This window comes from Sinorhizobium psoraleae, assembly GCF_013283645.1.
Classification (GTDB): Bacteria; Pseudomonadota; Alphaproteobacteria; order Rhizobiales; family Rhizobiaceae; genus Sinorhizobium; species Sinorhizobium psoraleae.
Window position 1 is genome coordinate 1 of record NZ_JABEKV010000058.1, and the last position, 1,361, is coordinate 1,361.

Consider the following 1,361-nt stretch of genomic DNA (forward strand, 5'->3'; position numbering starts at 1 on the left):
TGGACAGCACCTCTGGATTTTTGAGCAACAGAAAGGTCGCAAAACTGAGGAGGCCACTTGTCGTTTCGTGTCCGGCAACGAGAACCGCTTCATGATCCTCTTCTGCCGTCGGACCGGTTGATGAGAGTTCTCTGCCCGATTGTTCGGGCCCTTGTGCGATCGATGTTCGACGCCTGGCATGATCTCCCGTTTCGCCGCACCGTAGGATCGAAGCTTGTCGGTGATCATCACACGCGGCGAACGGACTTGCCCTTTCAGAAGCTTTCGCATCAAGCGCTTTGCCGCTTTCGCATTGCACCAACAGGTCGAGAACAAACCCGTCCCGATCAACGGCGCGCCAAAGCCAGTGTTTCTTTCCACCGATGGTGATGAACTCGTCGAGGTGCCATTTGTCACCGAGCTTGCCGGCCGATCGCTTCCGGATATCATTGGCAAAGTGTCTGCCGAATTTCTCAGCCCAAAGTCGCACGGTCTGATGAGAGACGATGACGCGACGAGCTGCCAGCATATCCTCGACCATCCGCAGGCTGAGCGGAAACCGGAAATAGAGCCAAACGGCATGGGCAATCACCTGCGCCGGAGGTGCCGACGATAAAGAGGATTACGGGAAAATCTGGTCATGCCGCCAGGTCCCACATTTTGACCGATGCTCCGTTAACGTTACGGTGCCGCTGAAACTGCTGATGTCGATCCCCTCACGGTGGCCGTGGACCGCTATGCGACATTGCGGAAGTTTGCTCCGGCGCTGGCGAAGCACTTGAATTCAGGGCCAACCGTGGAAGCGCGCGGCGTGCAAAAGCTTCGGGAACTCAACAGGTCAGAAAGGCGCGATGTGCCGCCGGACGCGCCCATGCCGTTCAAGGAGGAATGGCGAAAGCTGGTGATCGACCCTGGCGGCAAAGATCAATCGCCGGCTGGAGAATCTAAACCAAGTGCAACAATGACGTGTGCAGGGTAGGGCATTACCATATTCGCACAAATTCGCCATGAAGACCTCCGCCGGTGTTGATGATGAGCCGCCGCTGTTCACGAGGTTGTTCTCGTCAAGGGCACTCGTCAGCTCGTGCTGGGCCTCGCGCGCCTCGCCCAAGTGCCGTTCAGACTGCACTGGCGCAACTTGTCGGGCTTGCTGCTCTTGCAAGACGGGGTGTTGCACCTGCAGCCCAGCTGCTACAAAAGCTTCCGCGGGGATTACGCACGCTCGTGCGGCAAGGGCTGCCCCAGTCGCACTTGCAGCGCCCGCCGATTGGCGACGAGGTGGTTGAGGTGCAGCGGCAGTTGGGGCTCTGACTGCTTTTCGCTCGCAAGGAGTTGAACCAGCTGGCGCGTGCCGTCCACCACGAAGACGCCGCAATCAACAC

General features: G+C 58.6%; 2 pseudogenes. Both read right to left on the bottom strand.

The features are described from left to right. Positions 1 to 621, bottom strand: a pseudogene (locus tag ILFOPFJJ_RS34580) (IS6 family transposase); the annotation flags it as partial. A 196-nt stretch (positions 622 to 817) separates the two neighbouring features. Continuing rightward, a pseudogene (locus ILFOPFJJ_RS36765) lies at positions 818 to 1,361 on the bottom strand (hypothetical protein); the annotation flags it as partial.